Genomic DNA, 16,724 nt, shown 5'->3' on the forward strand with positions numbered 1-16,724 from the left:
CGGACCGAGGGCATGCGGGCCATGGGGCAGCAATGGGCGCGCGGCATGGTGCATCCGGCGCGCATCGACACGCCGGTGTTTGAGGCGATTTTGGAGATGATCGCCCGCAATACCCCCGCCATGTTCGAGGCGCAGATTCAGGCACTGCTCGCCAGGCCCGACGCGACCTCGCTGTTGCCCCGGATCCGCTGCCCCACCTTGCTGCTGTGCGGCCGCGACGATCAGTGGAGCCCGCTGGCGCGGCATGCGGAGATGCAGCGCGCCATGGCAGGCGCGCGCCTGGAAATCATCGAGATGTCCGGGCATATGACGACGATGGAGCAACCGCACGCGGTGTCGCTGGCGCTGCAAGACTGGCTGATGGCGCCCTCTGGACGAGAGGCGAGCCCATGATGCCTGAACTGACGCTGGCTGCGATGAATCGCATGGTGGCCGCTGCCTGTTTACGTTGCCGCGTTTAACCGAAGCTTCACGCCCGTGCATCCAGGCTGAACTCAGGCACGCGCCGGTAGCACGGTCCCGATGCATTCGCCAAAGCCGATGCGCGCAGCGCCGGGCTTTTCACACCAGCCGCGCAGCACCACCGCATCCCCGTCTTCGAGGTAGGTGCGGGTCTGGCCGTTGGGCAGCGTGAGCGGCTGCTTGCCGCCCACCGTCAACTCGATCAGCGCACCGGCCTGGTCCAGCGTGGGGCCCGACAGCGTGCCGGTGCCCAGCAGGTCGCCCGGTTGCAGATTGCAGCCATTGACCGTGTGGTGCGCCACCATCTGCGCCACCGTCCAGTAGGCGTGCCGGTAGCTGGTGCGCGTCAGGCGTGCGGCTGCCTGGCCTTGTTCGCGCATGGCCTGCGTTTGCAGCAGCACTTCAAGCTGCACATCCATCGCGCCCTGCGCCCGGTTGGCGGGCGCATCCAGGTAAGGCAGCGGCAGCGGGTCGCGTTCGGGCCGGGTGAAGGCCACGCGGTAGGGGGCCAGGGCTTCGAGCGTCACGATCCACGGGGAAATGGTGCTGGCGAAGTTCTTGGACAGGAACGGCCCCAGCGGCTGGTATTCCCAGGCCTGGATGTCCCTGGCCGACCAGTCATTGAGCAGGCACATGCCGAACACGCTGGCTTCGGCCTCGGTGATGGCGATGGGCTCGCCCAGCGCATTGCCGTGGCCGACAAAAACGCCCATTTCCAGTTCGTAGTCGAGCCGCTTGCACGGGCCGAACACGGGCACGCTTGCGCCGGGCGGCAGAGTCTGGCCGACTGGCCGTGGGAAGCTCTGGCCGGACACACCGATGCTGGACGCGCGGCCGTGGTAGCCAATCGGAATCCACTTGAAATTGGGCAGCAGCGGGTTGTCGGGGCGGAACTGGCGTCCGATGTTGGTGGCGTGATAGACCGAGGTGTAAAAATCGGTGTAGTCGCCAATGCGCGCCGGCACCGCGAACTCGGCAACTGCCTGCGGCACCAGGCAGCCGGCCAGCTGGGACTCTTCGACCGCGCCCGTGCGCAGGGCGCGCGACAGGGCCAGACGCAGCGCCGACCAGGCCGGCTGGCCCAGTGCCATCAGCGCGTTGAGGGTTTCGCCGGCGGCGGCTTGCAAGGCCGCAGCGGCATCGCCTGACAAAGCGCCGCTGGCGGCAGCGGCCGCCAGATCAAGGATCTGGTCGCCGATGGCCACGCCACCGCGAAAGGCTTCGTTCGTGTCCCGGCGGCGAAACACGGCAAACGGCAGGTTCTGGATCGTGAAGTCGGCATTCTCCGGGTTGGCGGACATGACCCAGCTGCGCAGCGCCGGATCGTGGGTTTCGTTCAGTAGCGTCATGGTCATCATTCTGCGGCGTAGCTGCCGTCATGCATCCAGCGGGCATGCTGGGGGGCTTTTTTGGTCACGGCCCATTCATTGAGCATGTCCCACTTGGCCTCGTCGAGCATCCTGGCCATCTTTGGTGTGCCGGTGTTCGCGCACAACTCCAGGCGGTGCCCGCTCGGGTCGAAGAAATAGATGGACTTGAAGATGGTGTGGTCCGTCGGGCCCAGCACCGAAATGCCGTCGGCTTCAAGCCGGGCCTTGGCGTCCATCAGGGCCTCCATCGATTCGACCTGCAGCGCCAGGTGCTGGGTCCACTCCGGGGTGTTGGGGTCGCGGCCCATGGGCGGCTGGGTCGGCAGTTCGAAAAAGGCCAGCACGTTGCCATTGCCGGCATCGAGAAAAACGTGCATGTAGGGATCGGGCGCCTTGGTCGAGGGCACCTCGTTCTCGGCAATCGCCAGGATGAAGTTCATGTCCAGGTACTTGCCGTACCACTCGACGGTTTCCTTGGCGTCCTTGCAGCGATAAGCGACGTGATGGATTTTCTGGATTTTCATGGGGGCACCTCAAAAAGTAAGTATCAGGCTGGGACAGTCTTGCGCAGGCATCACAGGTCGCGAAGCGCAGCCTGAACATGGGCGTCGAAGGTCCTGGGGTTGGCCAGCGCATTGGCGTTCAGCAGCGCCAGCTTGACCAGGAACAGTTCGGCCTTGCCGGGGCCGGCCTGGTCGATGGCGGTCGCCAGGGCGTCGTAGACGGTTTCCAGGCCAGGGATGGTCAGGGCGTTTTTGGTGGCAGTCATGGAACTCTCCTATTACTGGGGCAGGGCGATATTCAGGGCGGCTTGCAGGCGGGTCGTGTCCAGCGTCAGCCAGCGCGCGCAGACATGCTGATCCGGGCGCAGCAGGTAGGCGGCGCCGCTGGCCTGCACGCCGTAGCGCTTGCGGAAGTGACCGTCGGCGTCTGCCAGGGTCAGGTCGGCACCTGCCACGGGCTGGCTGGCACCGACGGCGATCACCCTGAGCGGCACGCCCTTGGCGCGGGTGGCCGCCAGCACCTGCTGCAGGGGTTCGGGAATCGCGGCAGCGTCCGTGAAGTACAGCAGGTCAAAACCGCCGCCCAGGTGGTCGAGCAGGAAGTCGTTGGGCGCCAGGCGGATGTTTTGCGGCGGCGCGCCGTGGGCCGGGCCGGAGCGGAACAGTGCGTTGTCGTCGCCCTGGCTGTTGAGTATCGAGCCGGTGTACTCATGCGGGCGCGAGGTGCGCCAGTGGTAGAGCGGCCGCACGAATTCCTCGGTCAGCGACAGCGACAGCACGGCATCGCGCAGCAGGCGAAAACCCGGGCTGGGCGGCGCCATGAAACGCGTGCTCTTGCCCGCTTCGTCGATGATCTCGCGCGCTGCGCCGACGCGTTCGGCGCTGTGGTTGGCCAGCAGCGTGTCACCCGCCAGGCCCTTGACCACGAAGGCCAGGTGCCAGGCCAGCGATTGCGCGTCCTGAAAGGCGGTGTTGGCGCCACGCACGCCGAAGATCGGCAGCAGGTGGGCGGCGTCGCCCGTGAAGATCACGCGGCCCTGCACGTAGTCGGGCAGCGTTAGCGTGCGGGCGGAATAGACCGAGTTCCAGTCCATTTCCCACGGCACGCCGGCGTGGCCGATCATGGCCAACTGGGCGTCGATGCGGGCCTTGAGCGACGCGGGCTTGAGGGCTTGCTCGGGCGTTTCGCCGGGCGGCAGCTGGTAGTCCACGCGCCAGATGCCGTGCGGCTCGCGGTGCATCAGGATGGTGTTGCCGGGGTTCCACTCGGGGTCGAAGTAGGCCAGGCGCTCGGTCGGCAACGGCAGATCGACCCGGATGTCGGCGATCACGAACAGGCCCTCGTACGACGAGCCCTCCATCTGCAGGTTCATGGCGGTGCGGATTTCGGAGCGGCCCCCGTCGGCGGCCACCAGCCAGTCGGTTTCCAGCGTGTACGGGCCTTCGGGCGTATCAACGGTCACCCGGGCCAGGCCGGGCTCCTGCTCCACCCGGGTCACCTTGTTGCCCCAGCGCAAATCAATCAGCGGGCTGGCCTGGCAGGCGTCAATCAGGTATTCCTCCATGTACTGCTGCTGGATGTTGAGCATCGGGAAGAAGCGGTCGTCCGCGTCATGCGGGGCTTCCATGCGGAACACGCGCTGGCCACGGTAGTAGGAGTTGCCGAAACGCCAGGGCAGGCCGTTTTCGGTCATGCGGTCGGCCACGCCCACCTGCTGCAGGATTTCCATCGATCGACGCGTGAACACGATGGCACGGCTGCCTTGCGAAACCTGAAGTTCCGACGTCAGCACCACGCTGGGCACGCCCAGGCGGGCCAATTCCAGCGCCGCCACCATGCCCGCCGGGCCGGAGCCGGCGATCACGACCTTCTTGCGGTCCTGCGCCGCATGCGCCGAAGGCAGCCAGGGTTTGAACACCTGGTAGTTGTAGTAAATGGAAGGCCGGGCTTCAGTGGTGGGTTGGTGCATGGTTTGGGCTTCGGTGGGCTGATCGAGGCAATTGGTTGCGTGCACAACTATTATTGAGGGTTTCAAGCAAAACTTCGTCAGTATTTACCCTGATTCCGAATGCAGGCATGTCGGGTGCTGGCGTGGCTTTTGTCGGTCGTCAGACCACAGCAAGGGGTGGTGATGCACGATTGCGTTGGCGTCACGTATAGTGGTTCGGTACCCACTTCCTTGAATCCCCCGCGCTGTGATGTCCTCCCCAACTGATTCGGTCTCTCTCGAACGCACGATCACCCATCGGCTGCATACGCTGTCCAAACTCACCGACCGGGCCACCCAGACCGCTTACGTGGTCGATGCCGGCATACCCTTGAGCGAAGGGCGCTGCCTGACGGCCATCGGCGCGTTCAGCCCGCTGTCGGTCAAGGACCTGGCCTATCGGGCCAACCTGGACAAGGGCCAGGCCAGCCGCGCCGCCCAGTCGCTGGTCGATCAGGGACTGGTGCTCAAGCAGGCCAGTGCCACGGATGGGCGCGGCGTCGTGCTGACCCTGGCACCAGCGGGCGCGGCGGTCTGTGAGCGCCTGATGCGCGTGATCGGGCGCCGCAATGACGAGATCTCTTCGTGCCTGAATGCCGCGGAGCGCGCGCAACTCGACTACCTGCTCGACCGGCTGGTCGCGCATGCGCGGGTAGCAGTCGAGGGCGCCGGAGACGCTGATGGATGAGAAGTGCCTGATGCGGTCATGGTCGCGCTGAAGACTGCTCCTGTGTGAGTACATACCCTAGTTGCGTCCGCAACCATGTGTCTCTATCATCGGCCTGCTTTGTCTGCCCGGTGCCGCATTTTCTTCGCTGAACCGGTGCGGATTTTCTTGATCCGAAATCACTGGAGTTCCCATGCGCTACCCCCAAACCCTGCGTCGCTGGCTGAGCCTCGCCACACTGGCCTTGCCGCTGGCCGCGGCTGCATTTCCTGACAAGCCGATCGAATGGGTCGTGCCTTACCCCGCCGGCGGCGGCTCGGACGTGGTGGCCCGCATTCTGTCATTGCCCATGAGCCGGGCGCTGGGCCAGCCCATCATCATCAACAACAAGCCTGGCGCGGCCACCAACATTGGCGCCGACTACGTTGCCAAGGCCAAGGCTGACGGCTACGTGATGCTGACGGGCGACACGGCCACGATGGCCGCCAACCCATCGCTGTATTCCAAGCTCAGCTACAACGTCGAAAAGGACTTTGCAACGGTCGGCCTGATGGCGCGCTTCCCGATGATCCTGGTCGTCAACCCCAGCGTGCCTGCCAAGACCTTGCCGGAGTTCCTGGCCTGGGCCAAAAAGCAAGCCAGCGGCGTGAACTATGCAACGCCCGGCGCAGGCAGCCCGCACCACCTGGCGACCGAGTTGTTCCGCGAGGTCAGCGGGCTCAAGCTGGTGCATGTGGCCTACCGGGGCGCCGCACCGGCGGTGCAGGACGTCATTGGCGGGCAGGTGCCCTTCATGTTCGTTGACACCGCCAGCGGCTATCAGCACATCCAGTCCGGCAGGCTGATTCCGATCGGCGTGGCCAGCCCGAAGCGAATCGCCAGCTTCAATACCTTGCCCACGCTGGCCGAACAGGGCTTGAAGGGCTTTGAAGCCTATGCCTGGCAAGGGCTGGTGGTGCCTGCGGCCACGCCGCCAGATGCGGTTGCCATGCTGAGCAAGGCCTTGATGGCGGCGCTGGAAAGCACAGAGGTCAAGGCCAGGTTCCAGACGCTGGGCCTGGAAGCGATTCCCAGCACGCCGGCCCAAATGGGCGCCTATGCCAAAAGCGAGCGCGACAAGTGGGCCAAGGTGATTCGCGCCAGCAATATCCGCATGGACTGAACGAAGGTTCGTTGAATACTATTCAAAAGTGAGCTATCAGCGCCTGTCCTGTTTGGGATAGAGCGCGATTTGATTCATAAAAGCCCGGCCGATAAATTTCAGAGCCGCTCTTTCGCGTAAGAGCCCCGGTCCATGTCCACCACCTCCACGCTGAGCTGCACCAGCACGCCCGCAGGCCGGGGTGTCAGGCGGCGCAGCACGCTGGCGATGCGTTCTGACAAATCCCGCTTGGCCTCAGGCGTGCGCCCTGACAGCACGCGCAACTGGGCGTGGACAAATGCGCGGGGCTCGGCTGCGGTGCCGATGGCGAAGCTCTTGGCCACGACGAAGCGGGTCTTGAGGTCGGCCTCGTCGGCAATCTCGGGGCTTGCGGTCACGGCCTGGTTCAGTTCCGTGAGGGCTTGCGCCTCGGGGAAGCCGGCCAGGTTGCTGGCGTATTCGACGATCAGGTGGGGCATGTGGGTCCTTGCAGTAAAAAAGAGGGGCGCTTGTTCAGGCGACGGGCGGCACCAGAATAGTCGGTGCTGCCGGCGCGGCCAGTTCGGGGTAGTCGCGGCTGAAATGCAGGCCCCGGCTTTCGCGGCGCAGCTGGGCCGAGCGCACGATGAGGCTGGCCACCTGCACCAGGTTGCGCAGTTCCAGCAGGTCGCGCGTGACGTGAAAGTGGGAATAAAACTCGTTGATCTCGGTCTGCAGCAATGTGATGCGGTGGGCGGCGCGCTCCAGCCGCTTGTTGGTGCGCACGATGCCGACGTAGTCCCACATGAAGCGGCGCAGCTCGTCCCAGTTGTGCGAAATCACCACGCACTCGTCGGCGTCGGTGACGCGGCTGTCGTCCCAGCGCGGCAGCTCGGGCACGGGCGCGGCGGGCGCGGCGGCGATGGCCTGGGCGGCGGCGCGGGCAAACACCATGCATTCCAGCAGCGAATTGCTGGCCAGCCGGTTGGCGCCGTGCAGGCCGGTGCAGGTGGTTTCGCCCACGGCAAACAGGCCGGGCAGGTCGGTGCGGCCGGCCAGGTCGGTCAGCACGCCGCCGCAGGTGTAGTGCGCGGCGGGCACCACGGGAATCGGTTCCTTGGTGATGTCGATGCCCAGCTCGGCGCAGCGCGCCAGGATGTTGGGGAAATGCTCGTGCAAAAACGCGGGGCTCTGGTGCGTGATGTCCAGGTAGACGCAGTCCAGGCCGCGCTTTTTCATCTCGAAGTCAATGGCCCTGGCCACCACGTCGCGCGGCGCCAGTTCGGCGCGGTCGTCGTGCTCGGGCATGAAGCGGGTGCCACCGGCCGATTCAGGGAGTTTCAGCAGGCCGCCTTCGCCGCGCACCGCTTCGCTGATCAAATACGACTTGGCGTGCGGGTGGTACAGGCAGGTCGGGTGAAACTGGATGAACTCCATGTTGCCGACGCGGCAGCCGGCGCGCCAGGCGGCCGCAATGCCGTCGCCGGTGGCGGTGTCCGGGTTGGTGGTGTACAGGTACACCTTGCCGGCGCCGCCGGTGGCCAGAATGGTTTGCGGTGCGCGAAAGGTCAGCACCTCGTCGGTGGCGTCGTCCAGCGCATACAGGCCCAGGCAGCGCTGCGCACCGGGCAAGCCCAGCTTGCGCGCGGTAATCAGGTCGACCAGCGTGTGGTGCTCGAACAGCGTGATGCCGGGCGTGCTTCGCACCACTTCGATCAGCGTGCGCTGCACCGCCGCGCCGGTGGCATCCGTGACGTGGGCAATGCGGCGCGCACCGTGGCCGCCTTCGCGCGTCAGGTGGAGCTGGCCGTTTTCGAGCGTAAACGGCACGCCCAGGCCGCGCAGCCAGGCAATGGCGTGCGGTGCGCCTTCCACCACGAAGCGGGTGGCGGCCAGGTCGCACAGACCGGCGCCAGCCACCAGCGTGTCGTGGATGTGGGCGTCAAAGCTGTCGGTCTCGGCCAGCACGGCGGCAATGCCGCCCTGCGCCCAGGCGCTGGCGCCGTCGATGAGCTGCCGCTTGGTGATGACGGCCACGCGGTGCGTGGGGGCCAGGTGCAGCGCGGCGGACAGGCCGGCCAGGCCGCTGCCAACAATCAAAACATCAAAATCGTGCGTCATGGGGGTGGGCCTGGGAGGGGTAGACCGTAAAAATCAGGTGGGCGTGTAGGCCAGGCGAATGTAAATCGGCGCAAACGACTCGGCCTGGGTGATCTCGAGCAGGCATTCCTTGGCCAGCTCCAGCAGTGCAATAAACGTGACGACCAGCACCGGCATGCCGCGCGAGGCGTCAAACAGCGCTTCAAACTCCAGAAACTTGTGGCCTTGCAGCTTGCGCAGCACGATGCTCATGTGCTCGCGCACCGAGAGCTCCTCGCGGCTGATGACATGGTGCTGGACCAATTTGGCGCGCCTGACGATGCTCTGCCAAGCTTCCTGCAGGTCTACCACAGTGACCTCGGGCAAGCGCGGATGCAGCGACTGCTCGACATGCACCTGCGCGGCCAGAAAGTCGCGGCCCAATTGCGGCATGTGGTTGATCTGGTGCGCGGCAAGCTTGATCTGCTCGTATTCAAGCAGGCGGCGCACCAGTTCGGCCCGCGGGTCTTCGGCCTCCTGGCCTTCCGCCGTCTTTTTCGGCGGCAGCAGCATGCGCGACTTGATCTCGATCAGCATCGCGGCCATCAGCAGGTATTCAGCCGCCAGTTCCAGGTTGGTGCCGCGGATTTCATCGACATAGGCGAGGTACTGGCGCGTGAGTGCGGCCATCGGGATGTCGAGAATGTTGAAGTTCTGCTTGCGGATCAGGTAGAGCAGCAAGTCCAGCGGGCCCTCGAAGGCTTCCAGGAACACCTTGAGTGCATCGGGCGGGATGTACAGGTCGCGCGGCATCGTGAACATCGGCTCGCCGTAGAGGCGGGCCAGCGCCACGGGGTCCAGCACCGCAGGCAGATTCAGTTGCGGGTCGGATCCGGCTGCGGGGGGCTGCGCCTCGGGGGCGGCTGGCGCAGGGGGAACGGGGTTTTGAGGCATGGGAGCAGCCGCTACGGACCAAACGTTTTAAGTTTGCTATAAAAAATATAGCCAACCTGGCCCGTCGGTTAAAGACTGGAGGCTAGTGACTAGAGGCGGCTTTTTCGCTTATTTTGCGTTGGGGTGGCTGCTGGTGCCGTAGACGTAGGACTGCTGGTCCACGCGGGCTTCGCCAAACTCTGCCTGTTCGCTGCGGCTCAGGTTTTTGTCCCACAGCAGGGCGCGGCCGGCGCGCTGCTCGGCTTCCAGTGTGGGCTTTTTCGCCTTGAGTTCATCAATGAACTGGGTAACGTCAGAGGTGTAGTCGGGACGGCGAAAAATGGACATGAGAGCGTGCTGCCTAAAACGTATAGTTGCCTGATTTTACCGGGGTCTGCCGTGCACGCATTGTTTTCAATCAGGAAGGTTGTTTTTATGGGGCTGTTGTCCATGTTGTGGGGGCTGGTGGGCTGCGATCCGCAGCGCATTGCCGAGCTGGAAGAGGGTGTGTCTACTGAGGCTGATGTGCGCGCGCGTTTTGGCGAGCCCGAGAAAATCTGGGACGCGGGCGACATGGCATCCCTACCGTCTCCCGGTGCCGTCGCAGCGCCTGGCGCCCGCACGTTTGAATACAACCGCCAGCCCGAGGGCCACGTCAACTACATGATCACGATTGGGCCCGACGGCAAGATGAGCGCGCTGCGGCAGGTCTTGAGTTCGCAAAACTTTGCCATGGTGTCGCCCGGCATGCGCATGGAGGAAGTGCGCAAAATGCTGGGCAAGCCAATGAAGGTCACGACCTATGCGCTCACGCGGGAAACCCATTACGACTGGCGTTACCTGACTGCGCCCACCACGCCCATGGTGTTCACCGCGGTGTTCGACCCCGACCTGAAGGTGCTGCGCACCCTGTCGGTCGACCAGGAGACCTACGATCCGTCGCGGCGCTGACAAGGTAAATGTCGGTGTCGTTGACCAGGCGCGCATCGCGCTGTTCGAGTTTTTCGGCGCCTGACGGGCCCTCACCGCGCGGCGCTACCGCCTTGCGGGCCGCCGGTGTATCCTGCTGTTACGGTTAAAAAAGCCGCCAGCGCAGCGCGCGCCAGGCGCCTGCAGCCGCACAGGATTCAGGGGCAGGGAGAAACGGAACACCGATGATCACCATTCTGGAAGCGAAGCGCGCCGGGCTGTTTGGCAAGGGAAGTTTCTTTCCCAACATCGTGGCCGGCGTCATCGTGGGCATCGTGGCCTTGCCGCTGGCCATGGCCTTTGCCATTGCCAGCGGCGCCAAACCGGAGCAGGGCATTTACACCGCCATCATCGGCGGCTTCATGGTGTCGGTGCTGGGCGGCAGCCGGGTGCAAATTGCCGGGCCGACGGGTGCCTTTGTCGCCATTTTGGCCGGCGTCACGGCCAAGTACGGCATTGAAGGCCTGCAACTGGCCACGCTGATGGCCGGCTTGATGCTGGTGGCCATGGGCCTGACCAAGATGGGCGCGGTCATCAAGTTCATTCCGGCGCCGGTGATTGTGGGTTTTACCTCCGGCATTGCCGTCATCATTTTTGTCGGTCAATGGAAAGACTTTTTGGGTCTGCCGGCAGTGCAGGGCGAGCAGTTTCACCAAAAGCTGCTGCAGCTGGTCGCGGCGCTGCCGCAGTTTCACCTGGCTACCGCTGCGCTGGGCGTGATGAGTTTGCTGCTGGTGCTGTACTCATCGCGCATTCGCGGCCTGACAAAGGTGCCTGGTCCGCTGACCGCCATGGTGGCGGCCACGCTGGTGCAGTCGATTTTCAATTTTCAGGGCGTGGCCACCATCGGCACTGCGTTTGGCGGCATCCCGACCGGCCTGCCCTCGTTTTCCATGCCGTCCCTCACGCTGGCGCAGGTGGTGCAATTGATGGGGCCCGCCTTCACGATTGCCATTCTGGGCGCGATTGAGTCGCTGCTGTCGGCCACCGTGGCTGACGGCATGGCCGGTACCAAGCACGACTCCAACCAGGAGCTGGTCGGGCAGGGGCTGGCCAATGTGGTGGTGCCCCTGTTTGGCGGCTTTGCGGCCACCGGGGCGATCGCGCGCACCGCCACCAACATCCGCAACGGCGGCACCAGCCCGCTGGCGGGCATCACGCACACCGTCACGCTGGTGCTGGTGCTGCTGTTTCTGGCGCCGCTGGCGTCCAACATTCCGCTGACCGCGCTGGCCGCCATTTTGTTCGTGGTGGCCTACAACATGAGCGAAGCCAAGCACTTTGCCCGGCTGGTGAGTCGGGCACCGCGCGCCGACGTGGCGATTTTGGGTGTGACCTTTGTGCTGACCATCTTTGCCGACCTGGTGGTGGCCGTCAGCATTGGCGTGATCATGGCGTTCATGCAACTGCTCAGGCGCATGACGGAAACCTTTGAAGTGCAGACGCTGGGCAATGAAGACCTGAAGGCGGAGTTGCACGCGTTTGGCTTGCCGGCCTTGCCCCAGGACTGCCTGGTGTATGAAATTGACGGGCCATTTTTCTTTGCGGCCGTCGAGAGTTTTGAAACCGCCATCAAGTCCACCGGCGGCAACCCCAAAATTCTGATCTTGCGCCTGCGCCGGGTGCCCTTCATCGACTCGACCGGGCTGCAGTCGCTGCTGCAGGTGGTGGAAGACATGCACCGGCGCGGCGTACAGATCTGGCTCTGCGAGGCCAATCACCGTGTCAAGGCCAAGCTGCTGAAGTACGGCGTGCTCGACAAGCTCCCGGGGCAAGACTATGCCGAAAAATTCTCCGAACACCTGTGCCGGCTGACGGTTGCCGACGCAACGCCCTGAATCCTGGCGGTTAGCGCTTGCTTAGCGCTTATACCGGCGCGTCATGCGGCGCAGGCGCAATCCGGCCGTGGCGCAAATCGTCGCTGATCGGTCCCCACACCAGCACGATGAGCAGCAGCGCCAGCGGCACGGTCGAGATGTAGCCATAGGTCTTGAAGCCGTAAGCACCCGCCAGGGCGCCCACAAAAAAGCTGGCAACCAGCGCTCCGTGGATCCGAAGCTTGACCCGGTTGGCTACCACCTTGTGGGGGGCTGGCGCATGGTTGTAGTAAAGCAGCTTGCCCAGCTCGATGCCCAGGTCGGTGAGCAGGCCGGTGACGTGCGTGGTGCGTATCACCGCATGGGACACCTTGGTGATCACCGCGTTTTGCAGCCCCATGATGAAGCACAGCACCAGCACGGTGAGCGGCACGAACAGCGCCGCGAACAAATTGATGGCCGCGCCAAATATCCCGAAGATCAGCAGCAGTCCGGCTTCCACGACCAGCGGCCTGGCAAAGGCGCTGCGCAGTTGCCGGCGCAGGCTCCAGTTGACCATCCAGGCCGTGGTCATGGAGCCGCTCACAAAGGCCAGCACAAACGCCAGTCCTGCCAAAGCCAGTTGAATTTTCCCCAGGATCAGGTTGTCGGCAATCGCCGACAAAATTCCCGTCATGTGGGAGGTGTATTGCCCGACGGCCAGAAAGCCGCCGGCATTGGTGGCGCCCGCAATGCCAGCGAGCGCACAGCCCAGCCACAGATCGGTTTGGGCGCTGCGGTGAACGTCTGTCCACCAATGGATTTTCAGGTTGACCAAAGGGGGCCCATTAGTTGCCGCTGATTTATGGCGCCGGGTCCGAGCCCGGCAGCACGGCATCGGCGGTGGCGCCCACGACACTTCCGGCGATGCGCGCAGTGCCTATGACCGCATTGGCCGCCAGCCCGACCGTGCCAATCGCCACCGAGGCGACCACATCCACGGCCGTCACCACGGCGCATCCGGGCAGCAGCACCGCTAAAACCCCCAGCAGCGCCCAGATGCTGAGGCGGGTACGAAACGCATGCAAACAAGTCATGGTGGGCCCTTGGGGGTGGCTTAATGAATTCGCATGCCTGGCGTGGCGCCCGGTAGCGGCTCCAGCACATAAATGCCGGGCTGGGTTTTTTCGTCGGCGTGGCTGGCGGCCAGCACCATGCCTTCGCTGATGCCAAACTTCATCTTGCGCGGCGCCAGGTTGGCCACCAGCACGGTGTGCTTGCCGATCAGGTCCTCGGGCTTGTAGCAGGACGCAATGCCGCTGAACACATTGCGCATCCGGCCCTCGCCCGCGTCCAGCGTCAGGCGCAGCAGCTTGGTCGAGCCTTCCACGGCTTCGCAGTGGACGATTTTGGCGATGCGCAAGTCCACCTTGGCGAAGTCGTCGATGGTGATGGCAGGCGCAATGGCTTCGCCGCCGGGCGCTGTTATTTCAGTAGCTAATTGTGCTGATTCCACGGGGGCTGGCGGCTCAAACAATGCATCAAGCTGCTTCACGTCGACGCGCTGCATCAGGTGCTTGTAGTCGCCGATCTGGTGGTCTGCCCCCAGACCGTCGGCCGCCTCTGAGAATTGAAGGGGCGCGATTTTCAGGAAGTCTTCCACCTGCGCGGCCAGCGCCGGCAGCACCGGCTTGAGGTAAAGCGTCAGCAGGCGAAAGGCTTCGATGCAGACGGTGCACACGTCGTGCAGGCGCGCTTCCTGGCCTTCTTTTTTGGCCAGCTCCCACGGCTTGTTCTGGTCGACATAGGCGTTGACGCGGTCGGCCAGCAGCATGACCTCGCGCAGCGCCTTGGCGAATTCGCGGGCGTCGTAGAGCTGCGCGATGGCGCCTGACTGGGCGCGCAGGCCGGCCAGCAGTTCCGCCCCATCGGCAGACACCTCACCGAGCTTTCCGGCAAAGCGCTTGGCGATGAAGCCCGCTGCCCGGCTGGCAATGTTGATGTACTTGCCGACCAGGTCGCTGTTGACCCGCGCCATGAAGTCGTCGGCATTGAAGTCGATGTCTTCGTTGCGCGCGTTGAGCTTGGCGGCCAGGTAGTAGCGCAGCCATTCCGGGTTCATGCCCAGGCCCAGGTACTTGAGCGGGTCCAGGCCGGTGCCGCGGCTCTTGCTCATTTTTTCGCCGTTGTTCACGGTCAGGAAGCCATGCACAAAGATGTTGTTGGGCGCCCGGCGGCCGCTAAAGTGCAGCATGGCCGGCCAGAACAGGGTGTGGAAGGTGACGATGTCCTTGCCGATGAAGTGGTACTGCTCCAGCGTGGGGTCGGCCATGTAGGCGTCGTAGTTCTCGCCGCGCTTGTCCAGCAGGTTCTTCAGCGACGCCAGGTAGCCGACCGGCGCGTCCAGCCAGACGTAAAAATACTTGCCTGGTGCATCGGGAATCTCGATGCCGAAGTAAGGTGCATCCCGGCTGATGTCCCAGTCGCCCAGGCCTTCGCTGGTGCTGCCGTCCGGGTTGGTCCGCACTGAAAACCATTCCTTGACCTTGTTGGCGACCTCGGGCTGGAGCTTGCCGTCCTGCGTCCAGTTCTGCAAAAACGCCACGCAGCGCGGGTCGGACAGCTTGAAGAAGAAATGCTCCGAGCTTTTGAGCACCGGCGTGGCGCCCGACAGGGCGGAATACGGGTTGATCAGGTCGGTAGGCGCATACACGGCGCCGCAGACTTCGCAGTTGTCGCCGTACTGCTCCTTGGCGTGGCACTTGGGGCATTCACCCTTGATGAAGCGGTCGGGCAGGAACATGTTCTTTTCGGGGTCAAAGAACTGCTCGATGGTCTTGGTCTCGATCAGCGAGCCTTGCGGGTTGTCACGCAAATCGCGGTAAATCTGCCGGGCCAGTTCATGGTTTTCCGGCGAGTCGGTCGAGCTCCAGTTGTCAAAGCTGATGTGAAAGCCGTCCAGGTATTGCTTGCGCCCGGCGGCAATGTCGGCCACGAACTGCTGCGGCGTCTTGCCGGCTTTTTCGGCGGCAATCATGATGGGCGCGCCGTGGGCGTCGTCGGCGCCGACAAAATTGATCGCATGGCCCTGCATGCGCTGATAGCGCACCCAGATGTCGGCCTGGATGTATTCCATGATGTGGCCGATGTGGAAATTGCCGTTGGCGTAGGGCAGGGCGGTGGTAACGAAAAGGCGGCGCTGTGACATGGTGGGGGTGCTTTGGTGGGGCTAACCGCTGATTTTAAGGCGCCCGGCGGTCTGATTTTTTAACAGCCCCGAACCAGCCGCTTGGCGGCCCCCCAACGCCAGGCTGCAGCGGCCATGGCTTGCGCTTGATTTTCGTCAATCAGGCCCGCCCTTGGCCTATCGCCTAAAGCCGGTGGCGTGCCTACACTGAAACGCAAAGCCGCCCGGAAAACGCCGGCTGCAATGCCCGGGCAGGCTTCCTGCACAACTTTGATGGACCTGGTGAACGCTCATGGACCCTGAAACCCCCCAGCTGCCCGACCTTCCCGAAGGCGTGATTGCCCTTGTGCCGATGCGCAACGTCGTGCTGTTTCCGCACGCGCTGGTGCCCATCGCGGTAGGCCGTCCCAAATCGATTGCGGCGGTTCAGCACGTCAAGAACACGGGTGGCCTGCTGGGCATCTTGCTGCAGCGCGACGAGCGGGTCGATGAACCGGGACGCGAGGATTTGTGGGATGTCGGCACCACGGCCAAGGTGGTGCAGCACGTCGGCGGGGACGAGCAACTGCGCCATGCCTTGTGCCAGGGCGTGGGGCGCTTTCGCGTGGTGGCGCTGGTCGAGGGCTTTCCGTTCATGGCCGCGCGCGTGCAGTTCATTGAAGAGCCGGCCGAGTTTTCCACCCAGGCCGAAGCGCTGGGCCTGCAGCTGCGCAAGCGCGCTGCCGAGATCCTGTCTTTGCTGCCGGGCGCCCCGGCTGAGCTGGCGCACTCGCTGCAATCGGTGCGCTCGCCGTCGCATCTGGCGGACGTGGTGGCCAGCCTGCTGGATGTCGAGATCGTGGACAAGCAGCAGCTGCTGGAAACCGCGAACCTCGAGGAACGGCTGCAAAAGGTGCTGGAGATGCTGTCGCACCGCATCGAGGTGCTGCGGCTGTCGCAGGAAATCGGCGAACGCACCAAAGAGCAGATCGACGATTCCCAGCGCAAATACATGCTGCGCGAGCAGCTCAAGACCATCCAGAAGGAGCTTGGCCAGGAAGAGGGCAGCAGCGAGGATGCGGCCCAGCTGGGTGAGTTGATCTCCAAGGCTGGTATGCCGGCCGAGGTAGAAGCGCAGGCGCGCAAGGAGCTCTCACGGCTGCAGCGCATGCCCGATGCGTCCAGCGAGTATTCGATGCTGCGCACCTATCTGGAGTGGATGACCGAGTTGCCGTGGGCGCCGCCGCCCGCCAGCCCGATTGACCTGAACGAGGCGCGCCACATTCTCGAAGCCGACCACTACGGGCTGGAGCGCATCAAGCAGCGCATCGTCGAATACCTGGCCGTGCAAAAGCTCAACCCCGAGGGACGCGCGCCGATTCTGTGCTTTGTCGGGCCGCCGGGCGTGGGCAAGACCTCGCTGGGCCAGAGCATTGCGCACGCGCTGGGGCGGCCGTTTGTGCGCGTGTCGCTGGGCGGCGTGCACGACGAGGCCGAGATTCGCGGCCACCGCCGCACCTATATTGGCGCCATGCCGGGCATGATCGTGCAAAGCCTGCGCAAGGCCGGCGCACGCCACTGCGTGATGATGCTCGACGAGATCGACAAGCTGTCGCCCAGCGCCCACGGCGACCCGTCGGCCGCCATGCTGGAGGTGCTGGACCCGGAGCA

17 protein-coding genes are annotated in these 16,724 nt (G+C 64.3%); 6 read left to right on the forward strand and 11 right to left on the reverse strand.

Features of this window, described 5'->3' with window-relative positions:
* The coding region (locus IV091_RS04455; RefSeq protein ID WP_293465668.1) for an alpha/beta hydrolase at positions 1–393 on the forward strand (393 nt) is incomplete at its 5' end.
* Between the two features lie 101 nt (positions 394–494).
* On the opposite strand, the gene fahA is transcribed toward IV091_RS04455, so the two are convergent.
* Genes fahA through IV091_RS04475 form a run of 4 tightly spaced genes read right to left on the reverse strand, consistent with a single transcriptional unit; the run spans position 495 to position 4,305 of the window.
* Positions 495–1,811, reverse strand: coding sequence for a fumarylacetoacetase (gene fahA, locus IV091_RS04460; protein WP_293465671.1), 1,317 nt, complete (start codon positions 1,809–1,811; stop codon positions 495–497).
* A 5-nt stretch (positions 1,812–1,816) separates the two neighbouring features.
* Positions 1,817–2,356, reverse strand: coding sequence for a VOC family protein (locus tag IV091_RS04465; RefSeq protein ID WP_293465673.1), 540 nt, complete (start codon positions 2,354–2,356; stop codon positions 1,817–1,819).
* A gap of 50 nt (positions 2,357–2,406) precedes the next feature.
* A complete protein-coding gene (locus IV091_RS04470; protein ID WP_293465677.1) occupies positions 2,407–2,601 on the reverse strand; it encodes a DUF2783 domain-containing protein in 195 nt (64 codons plus the stop codon).
* 12 nt (positions 2,602–2,613) lie between these two features.
* Positions 2,614–4,305 (reverse strand): FAD-dependent monooxygenase, encoded by a 1,692-nt coding sequence (locus tag IV091_RS04475; RefSeq protein WP_293465680.1) that lies wholly within the window; start codon positions 4,303–4,305, stop codon positions 2,614–2,616.
* Positions 4,306–4,534: 229 nt separating this feature from the next.
* Between IV091_RS04475 and IV091_RS04480 the strand changes: the two genes are divergently transcribed.
* Both IV091_RS04480 and IV091_RS04485 read left to right on the forward strand, forming a co-directional pair.
* Positions 4,535–5,011 carry a MarR family transcriptional regulator gene (locus tag IV091_RS04480; RefSeq protein ID WP_293465683.1) on the forward strand — a complete coding sequence of 159 codons (477 nt, stop codon included), beginning with the start codon at positions 4,535–4,537 and terminating at the stop codon, positions 5,009–5,011.
* Between the two features lie 172 nt (positions 5,012–5,183).
* On the forward strand, positions 5,184–6,152 hold the full coding sequence (locus tag IV091_RS04485) for a tripartite tricarboxylate transporter substrate binding protein (RefSeq protein WP_293465686.1): 969 nt from the start codon (positions 5,184–5,186) through the stop codon (positions 6,150–6,152).
* 98 nt (positions 6,153–6,250) lie between these two features.
* On the opposite strand, the gene IV091_RS04490 is transcribed toward IV091_RS04485, so the two are convergent.
* The 4 genes from IV091_RS04490 to IV091_RS04505 all read right to left on the reverse strand — a co-directional run bounded on the left by IV091_RS04490 (position 6,251) and on the right by IV091_RS04505 (position 9,470).
* The gene (locus IV091_RS04490) at positions 6,251–6,610 is read right to left on the reverse strand and encodes a 5-carboxymethyl-2-hydroxymuconate Delta-isomerase (RefSeq protein ID WP_293465689.1); all 360 of its coding nucleotides are present in this window, start codon (positions 6,608–6,610) and stop codon (positions 6,251–6,253) included.
* A gap of 34 nt (positions 6,611–6,644) precedes the next feature.
* Positions 6,645–8,231 carry an L-aspartate oxidase gene (gene nadB / locus IV091_RS04495; RefSeq protein WP_293465692.1) on the reverse strand — a complete coding sequence of 529 codons (1,587 nt, stop codon included), beginning with the start codon at positions 8,229–8,231 and terminating at the stop codon, positions 6,645–6,647.
* 33 nt (positions 8,232–8,264) lie between these two features.
* Positions 8,265–9,143, reverse strand: a complete 879-nt coding sequence (locus IV091_RS04500) for a ScpA family protein (RefSeq protein WP_293465695.1) — start codon at positions 9,141–9,143, stop codon at positions 8,265–8,267.
* 108 nt (positions 9,144–9,251) lie between these two features.
* A complete protein-coding gene (locus tag IV091_RS04505; RefSeq protein WP_293465698.1) occupies positions 9,252–9,470 on the reverse strand; it encodes a DUF3460 family protein in 219 nt (72 codons plus the stop codon).
* Between the two features lie 87 nt (positions 9,471–9,557).
* Here IV091_RS04505 and IV091_RS04510 point away from each other — a divergent pair, with 87 nt between their 5' ends.
* Together IV091_RS04510 and IV091_RS04515 are read left to right on the forward strand one after the other, a co-directional pair.
* The gene (locus IV091_RS04510) at positions 9,558–10,073 is read left to right on the forward strand and encodes an outer membrane protein assembly factor BamE (RefSeq protein ID WP_293465701.1); all 516 of its coding nucleotides are present in this window, start codon (positions 9,558–9,560) and stop codon (positions 10,071–10,073) included.
* A 203-nt stretch (positions 10,074–10,276) separates the two neighbouring features.
* A complete protein-coding gene (locus tag IV091_RS04515) occupies positions 10,277–11,929 on the forward strand; it encodes a SulP family inorganic anion transporter (protein WP_293465704.1) in 1,653 nt (550 codons plus the stop codon).
* A 28-nt stretch (positions 11,930–11,957) separates the two neighbouring features.
* Here the strand turns inward: IV091_RS04515 and IV091_RS04520 are convergent, their stop codons facing one another.
* Genes IV091_RS04520 through metG form a run of 3 tightly spaced genes read right to left on the reverse strand, consistent with a single transcriptional unit; the run spans position 11,958 to position 15,095 of the window.
* Entirely contained in the window at positions 11,958–12,716 is a 759-nt protein-coding gene (locus IV091_RS04520) for a YoaK family protein (protein WP_293465714.1), read from the reverse strand.
* Positions 12,717–12,750: 34 nt separating this feature from the next.
* Positions 12,751–12,984 carry a hypothetical protein gene (locus IV091_RS04525; RefSeq protein ID WP_293465706.1) on the reverse strand — a complete coding sequence of 78 codons (234 nt, stop codon included), beginning with the start codon at positions 12,982–12,984 and terminating at the stop codon, positions 12,751–12,753.
* A gap of 20 nt (positions 12,985–13,004) precedes the next feature.
* The gene (gene metG, locus IV091_RS04530) at positions 13,005–15,095 is read right to left on the reverse strand and encodes a methionine--tRNA ligase (RefSeq protein WP_293465709.1); all 2,091 of its coding nucleotides are present in this window, start codon (positions 15,093–15,095) and stop codon (positions 13,005–13,007) included.
* Positions 15,096–15,366: 271 nt separating this feature from the next.
* Between metG and IV091_RS04535 the strand changes: the two genes are divergently transcribed.
* Positions 15,367–16,724, forward strand: a 1,358-nt coding sequence (locus IV091_RS04535) for an LON peptidase substrate-binding domain-containing protein (RefSeq protein WP_293465711.1), incomplete at its 3' end; no start/stop codon positions are given.

Source organism: Polaromonas sp. (genome assembly GCF_018780625.1).
Lineage (GTDB): Bacteria > Pseudomonadota > Gammaproteobacteria > Burkholderiales > Burkholderiaceae_C > Polaromonas.